Source organism: Azospirillum sp. B506 (genome assembly GCF_000333595.1).
Classification (GTDB): domain Bacteria; phylum Pseudomonadota; class Alphaproteobacteria; order Azospirillales; family Azospirillaceae; genus Azospirillum.
Genome location: NZ_BADK01000436.1, coordinates 1 through 7,011 on the forward strand (window position 1 = coordinate 1; position 7,011 = coordinate 7,011).

At 69.9% G+C, this 7,011-nt stretch carries 6 protein-coding genes and 1 pseudogene; all 7 read left to right on the forward strand.

Translation table 11 applies throughout. From position 1 onward, the window contains the following. Window positions 1-580 (forward strand): 3'-5' exonuclease (locus tag I71_RS13310; protein WP_042695340.1); only part of this gene is annotated, 580 nt, incomplete at its 5' end. A gap of 159 nt (window positions 581-739) precedes the next feature. After that, on the forward strand, window positions 740-1,936 hold the full coding sequence (locus I71_RS13315) for a hypothetical protein (protein ID WP_042695341.1): 1,197 nt from the start codon (window positions 740-742) through the stop codon (window positions 1,934-1,936). A 119-nt stretch (window positions 1,937-2,055) separates the two neighbouring features. Then, the gene (locus tag I71_RS13320) at window positions 2,056-2,946 is read left to right on the forward strand and encodes a 50S ribosomal protein L11 methyltransferase (protein ID WP_042695342.1); all 891 of its coding nucleotides are present in this window, start codon (window positions 2,056-2,058) and stop codon (window positions 2,944-2,946) included. Between the two features lie 65 nt (window positions 2,947-3,011). Continuing rightward, on the forward strand, window positions 3,012-3,485 hold the full coding sequence (locus I71_RS13325) for a TerB family tellurite resistance protein (RefSeq protein WP_042695343.1): 474 nt from the start codon (window positions 3,012-3,014) through the stop codon (window positions 3,483-3,485). A gap of 134 nt (window positions 3,486-3,619) precedes the next feature. Beyond that, window positions 3,620-5,683, forward strand: coding sequence for a M24 family metallopeptidase (locus I71_RS13330; protein WP_049976099.1), 2,064 nt, complete (start codon window positions 3,620-3,622; stop codon window positions 5,681-5,683). Window positions 5,684-5,928: 245 nt separating this feature from the next. Continuing rightward, window positions 5,929-6,294, forward strand: a complete 366-nt coding sequence (locus I71_RS13335) for a chemotaxis response regulator CheY (RefSeq protein ID WP_012974572.1) — start codon at window positions 5,929-5,931, stop codon at window positions 6,292-6,294. A 151-nt stretch (window positions 6,295-6,445) separates the two neighbouring features. Continuing rightward, a pseudogene (locus I71_RS13340) lies at window positions 6,446-7,011 on the forward strand (hypothetical protein); the annotation flags it as partial.

Consider the following 7,011-nt stretch of genomic DNA (forward strand, 5'->3'; position numbering starts at 1 on the left):
ACATGTCTTCCTGCCCGGCTGGGAGGAGGGCGTGTTCCCCAACCAGCGCGCGCTCGACGAGACCGGGATCGCCGGGCTGGAGGAAGAGCGGCGTCTGGCCTATGTCGGCCTGACCCGGGCGCGCCGCCGCGCCTATGTCAGCCATGCCGCCAACCGCCGGCTTTACGGCAATTGGGTCAGCGCCCTGCCGTCCCGCTTCGTCGACGAGATCCCGCAGGACAATGTCGAGGCCGAGGCGGCCAACGGCCTGTTCGCGGGCAGCGGCGGCCGCGGGAGTTTCGGCGGTGGGTTCGGAGGCTATGGCGGGGGCGGGGGCGGAGCCGGCGGTTTCCAGTTCCGCGGCTCGACCCGGCAGGCGCCGGCACCCAAGACCATCACGCTGGACCAGGGCGCCTATGCGGTGGCGCCGCGGTCCCGGCCCGAGGCCCCCTTCGCCAGGGGGGCGCGGGTTTTCCACCAGAAGTTCGGCTACGGCACTGTCGTCGGCGTGTCGGAGGACAAGCTGGAGATCGACTTCGACCATTCCGGCAGCAAGAAGGTGATGGACAGCTTCGTCGTGCCCGCCGACAAGGCGGGCTGAAGCAAAAGGCGTGCCCGCCGACAAGGCGGGCTGAATCGGAAAGGCCTCCCGGTGGGCGAGGGGGGCTGACGGGTTGCCGCACTGTGACGGCCGTCACAGCCGCAGCGGCCGTTGCCGCCCAAGATTGCATCATTGCAACGGAGCCGGAGGCCATCCGCCGTGTTCGGAACGGGCAGCGTCAGTTACGAGGTGCAGAGCCGCCGTGAGGGCCGTTGGCGCATCGAGGGGGCCTATACCGATCAGGAATCCGCACTGTCGGCCGCCCGCTCGCAGCTGGCGGCCTCCGGTGTGGAGGAGGCGAAGGTGGTGAAGTTCCGCACCGTCGCCGGCCTGTCGCTGGAAACCGTGATCCTGCACAAGACCGTTCCCCAGACCCAGCGCAAGGGCCTGACCCTGGGCGGCACCGCGGAGGGTGCGCCCATCTGCCGCACGCCCGACGACCTCCGCGGCTTCGAGAGCCGGGTGGTGATCGGCCGGCTGCTGCGCCCCTATCTCGATGCCCAGCGCATCACCCCGACCGAGCTGCTGCATTCCTGGCCACTGTTCCGCCGGCTGGAGGAGCAGGGAGCGCTGTTGGGCGCCGCCATCCACGCCGTCGCCCGCCACCATGCCGACCTCCATGGCGTTTCCCATGCCGCCCGCGCCCGCGAGCTGCGCCAGCTGGTGGAGGCGGTCAGCGGCGCGGCCCGCGACATGCTGGCCGAACGGCGCCGGCTGCCGCGCTTCGATGCCGCCGACCTGCCGGGCACCAGCCGCCTGATCGACGAGGCGGTGGGGCCGGACGGCCATGACGCCCTGTTCCTGCTGCTGCTGTCCCAGCATCTGGAGGCCGGCGGGACGCTGGCCGGAAAGCTGGATCTGCTGCTGGCGATGATGGGCGATGAGGCCGAACCGCGCCATCTGGCCCTGCTCGATGGGGTGGTCGCCGACATCATGGGCTCGGCCGACACGATGAAGGAGCTGCTGGGGGCGCAGCCCAGCCTTTATGCCGGGCTCTGCGTCCTGGCCGATGCCCTGTTCGACCGCGATCAGGATCCGGCGCTGGCGCCGATGGCCGCCCCGCTGCGCCGGGTCTGCCGCCTCGCCTGGCAGGGGTGGGCGCCGCAGAGCCGCACCGTCCTGCAGGAGCGCCTGCGCCAGAGCATCGCCGGGGACCAGCCGCTCGACCGCCGCGACGCCAAGGTGGAAGCGGTGCTGACCCGTGACCTTGCCGACCGGCTGAAGGGGGCGGACGGCGCGCTGTTCGGTGGCGCGGCGATGGAGAAGGCGCTGGAGCGCCGGCTGCTGCGCCACCGCCAGTCGGTGCTGCGCGCCCAAGGCATGCATGACATCGCCGACCGGCTGAGCGGGCGGTAGGGGTTTTCCCCAGCCCCTCGCCATCGAGGCCCTGCCGCCTCCGGAATCCTTGGTCTCTTTCCGGCTTGATGCTAAAAACGCCGCTTCTGTTCTCGCGTCGTCGTCGGAAAGCCCCTGTCATGTCGCAAACCCCGCTCTGGCGCATTGCGCTGGTCGTTCCCGAAGCCCATGTGCCCGCCTTCGCCGAGGCGGTGGGCGACCATGCCGATGCGGTGTCGACCTTCGAACTGGAGGAAGGCGGCGACTGGCTGGTCGAGGCGACCCTGTATGGCGCACCGGACGAGGCGCGGCTGCAGTCCCGCGTCGCCGTGCTGGCCAAGGCCCTGGGCATCGAGGAGCCGCGGCTGGCGATCGAGAACCTGCCGCCGATCGACTGGGTGTCGCACAGCTACCAGGGCTTCCCGCCGATTCGCGCCGGGCGCTTCTTCGTGCATGGCTCCCACCATGAGGGCATCGTGCCGGCGGGCAGCATCCCGCTGCTGGTCGATGCCGCCACCGCCTTCGGCACGGGGGAGCATGGATCGACCAACGGCTGCCTCCAGGCGCTCGACCGGCTGTCGCGCCATCTGAAGCTGCCGCGTGGCGGCCGGCGCGGCGCGCTGGACATGGGCTGCGGCTCCGGCATCCTGGCATTGGCGGTGGCCAAGCGCTGGCGCGTGCCGGTGACCGCCGTCGACATCGACCCGGAGGCGGTGCGCGTCACCCGCATCAACGCGGTGCTGAACGGACAGAAGGGCATGATCCGCGCCCAGGGCGGCGACGGCTACCACACCCGTATCGTCGGGCGGCACAAGCCGTACACGTTGATCACCGCCAACATCCTGGCCCGCCCGCTGTCGCGGATGGCCCCGCAACTGCGCCGCCACCTGAAGAAGGGCGGCTATGCCGTGCTGGCCGGCCTGCTGAACCGGCAGGAGCGCCATGTCATCCAGGCCCACCGCAACCAGGGCCTGCGGCTGGTCGCGCGCATCCCGGTCGGGGAATGGACCACTCTTGTGGTGAAGCGTTGAAACCAAAGGGCCGGGTTGCGACTTCCCCTGGGGACGATGTTTCGACAGTCACCTGGGGAGCCACCATGCTGAACCGCATCCGGTCCTTGTTCGCAGGCGATGACGACGGCGCCGAGCCGGGCGAGGACGCCCTGCAGGCCGCTGCCGCCGCCCTGATGGTCGAGGCCGCGCGCACCGACGACACCATTTCCGAGGCAGAGCGCGACCGCATCCTGTCGGTCGCCCGCCGCCACTTCAAGCTGAGCGAGGAAGAGGCGCAGGACCTGCTGTCCGCCGCGGTGTTCGACACCGAGGACGTCTCGCCCTATCTCCGCTATGTCAGCGTCATCATGGACCGCTGCCCACCCGGCCAGCGCCTCTGGATCATCGAGATGCTGTGGGAGGTCGCTTACGCCGACGGCGTGCTGAACGATCTGGAATCGAGCCTGCTGCGGCGGATCGGCGGGTTGCTGCATATTTCCGATGTGGAGCGCGGCGAGGCCCGCAAGCGCGTGCTGGCCCGGCTGGGGCTGCCGGACGATGCGGGGCTGCCGGTCTGAAGGCGGCTTCGGTTGGCCGGTACCCACCCCAACCGGCCCTCCAACCGGCATAATCACCACCCCGCCGCTTGCGCCCGGCCGGCGGGGTGCCTAGCCTGTGTCCACAGGATTCACTCTTCCGAGGAACAGGTTCCGTGCCCAGCGCGATTCCCTCCGCTGCCTATCGTGGCGACGACGCCCTTGCGACCCTGTTGACCGAGGCCGGGACCGGCCGGTCTCCCGCCGATGTCCGCGCGCTGCTGGCCGGCGTGCTGGCGGCGCCGGAGGGGGAGGAACCCGACGCCTGGATGGTGCTGGTGGGCGAGACCCTCCCGCCGGCCCTGGCCGAACAGCTTCAGGCACTGAAGGCGCTGCTGGCCGTGGAGGCGCCGACGGTCAGGCCCGGCCCGGCCCAGCGGCTGGCCGATCTGCGTGCCGCGTTGAAGCGTCGCGATCTCGACGGCTTCATCGTGCCGCGCGGCGATGAGCATCAGGGCGAGTATGTGCCGCCGCGCGCGCAGCGTCTGGGCTGGCTGACCGGCTTCACCGGGTCCGCCGGCAACGCGGTGGTTACCGCCCGGCACGCCGCGATCTTCGTCGACGGCCGCTACACCCTCCAGGTCCGCAGCGAGGTGCCGGCGGATCTCTACGAGTACAAGCATCTGGTCGAGGATCCGCTGACCGACTGGATCGTCACGGCGCTGCCCGAAGGCGGCCGCTTCGGCTTCGATCCCTGGCTGCACACCATCGGCTGGGTGGAGAAGACCCGTGCCACGCTGGAACGCGCCGGCATCCTGCTGGTGGCCTGCGAGGACAACCCGCTCGATTCGGTATGGCAGGACCAGCCGCCGGCCCCGCTGACCCCCGCCGTGCCGCAGGATGAGGCCTTCGCCGGCGAAAGCTCCGCCGACAAGCGGGCCCGGCTGGCCGACGAGCTGGGGCAGAAGGGCATCGCCGCCGCCGTGCTGACCCAGCCGGACAGCATCGCCTGGCTGCTGAACATCCGCGGCGCCGATGTGCCCTGCACCCCGCTGCCGCTGTCCTTCGCCATCCTGTCCGCCGATGCGTCGGTGGAGCTGTTCCTCGACCCGCGCAAGCTGGCGCCGCAGGCCCGCGCCCATCTGGGCAACCAGGTGCGGGTGCGGCCGGTGGAGGAGTTCGGGCCGGCGCTGGACGCCGCCGCCCGCGGTTCCGCCCGTGTGCTGGCCGATCCGGCCTGCACCTCGGCCTGGATCGTCGACCGCCTGCATCTGGCCGGCGCCAGGGTGGAACGCGACGCCGACCCCTGCGCCTTGCCCAAGGCCTGCAAGAACGCGGCGGAGCTGGCCGGCACCCGCGCCGCCCATGTCCGCGACGGCGCCGCCCTCGTCCGCTTCCTGCACTGGTTCTCGGAAGAGGCGCCGACGGGCACGCTGACCGAACTGGCGGTGGTGGAGCGGCTGCTGGCCTGCCGGCGGGAGAATGAGCGGTTCCGCGGCGTCAGCTTCGACACCATCGCCGGGGCCGGACCGAACGGCGCCATCGTCCATTACCGCGTCACCCCGGAGACCGACCGCCGGCTGGAGCCGGGCAGCCTGTTCCTCCTGGACAGCGGCGCGCAGTATCTGGACGGCACCACCGACGTCACCCGCACGCTGGCGGTCGGCGATCCCGATCCGGCGATGGCGGCGGAGATGTGCGACCGCTTCACCCGTGTGCTGAAGGGCCATATCGCGCTGTCCTCCGTGCGCTTCCCGCGCGGCACCACGGGGTCGCAGCTGGACGTGCTGGCGCGGCTGCCGCTGTGGCGGGCCGGGCTGGACTATGACCATGGCACCGGCCACGGCGTCGGCAGCTTCCTGTCGGTGCATGAAGGGCCGCAGCGGGTTTCGAAGGTGGGCAATGCGGTGGCCTTGCAGCCGGGCATGATCTTGTCCAACGAGCCCGGCTACTACAAGACCGGCGCCTACGGCATCCGCATCGAGAACCTGATCGTCGTCCGGCCGGTGGAGCCGGACGGCGAAGGAACAGGCGAACTGTCGGGGGCGGAACGCCCGGTCCTGGAGTTCGAGCCGCTGACCCTGGTGCCCATCGACCGGACGCTGATCGAGCGGGCGCTGCTGGACGATGCCGAGGCAGCCTGGATCGACGCCTATCATACGCGGGTGCGCGAGTCGCTGTCGCCGCTGCTGGACGAGGCACCCCGCCGCTGGCTGGCGCGGGCGACAGCCCCCCTGTGAGCCAGGGGGAGCGGGTGTATCATTTTGGGGGCGGGGGTGGGAACACCCCTGATTCCGCAAGATGATGCTGTCCGTGGTAACACGTTCTTTACCCAGCTGCTGCAGTGTGACCCAAGGGGATGACTTTTGGCGGCAGTTAGGGCACTACAGTCGGCATCACTTCCCGGATTACGGCGCAGCCCCCGCGCCGGGTGGGCGTAACGGCCGGTCAGACACCGGCAACGGATTATTGCGGAGACGTCTAGATGAAGATCCTCGTCGTCGATGATTACGCCACCATGCGGCGCATCGTGCGGAACCTGTTGACCCAGATCGGCTACACCGACATCGACGAGGCCGGCGACGGCGTGTCGGCGCTGGCGAAGCTGCGTGAGAGCAAGTTCGGCCTCATCATCTCCGACTGGAACATGGAGCCGATGACCGGCTTGCAGCTCCTGAAGGAAATCCGTGCGGATGCCAAGCTGGCGGCGACGCCCTTCATCATGGTCACCGCGGAAAGCAAGACCGAGAACGTCATCGCCGCCAAGCAGGCCGGCGTGAACAACTACATCGTCAAGCCCTTCAACGCCGACACGCTGAAGCAGAAGATCCAGGCCGTCATCGGCGGCTGATCTTCCGGTTCTTTCAGAGGGTGGGGCGGTCGATCCGGCCCAGGTGATCGGGGTCGCGCGGTCAGGTTCGGGCGGAAGGGCGGCAGACGCCGTCCGACGTCCGGTTCAGACGCCCGGCTCACCGGTGCTGCCGGCGAATCCAGTTTGGGGAGTGGACGGTTTGGAGCAGCTTCCGCAGCTGTCCGATGAAGAGTTCGAGCAGATCGAGGACGCCATCGCCCGGTCGGCGAAGGGCAGGGCGTTCCTGCGGCGGCTCCACCGGCGGTCCCTTGGGGCCGCGACGGAGGAAGTGCGCGCCATGCTGCAGGAGTTCCGTGACTCCTGGAGCCGGCAGAACGAGGCGGTTGAGGCCGGCAAGCATGTCGGTGTCCTGCGCCGCGAACTGATGGAAATGGCCGCCTCGATCGAGCAGGCGAGGCGGGAAGTGGCGGCGCTGCGGCCCCCCGACGGCTCCGGCGACAAGATTCTGTCCGCCACCAACGAGCTGGACGCCATCGTCATCTCGACCGAACGCGCGTCCTTCGAGATCCTGAACGCCGCGGAGCGGCTGATGGATCTGGCGGGCAAGCTGCGGGCCAGCGGCGCCGATCCCGCGATGTGCGGCGAGATCGACACCCAGGTGAACGACATCTTCACCGCCTGCTCCTTCCAGGATCTGACCGGCCAGCGCACCAGCAAGGTCGTCAACGCGCTCCGCTATATCGAGCAGCGCGTGAT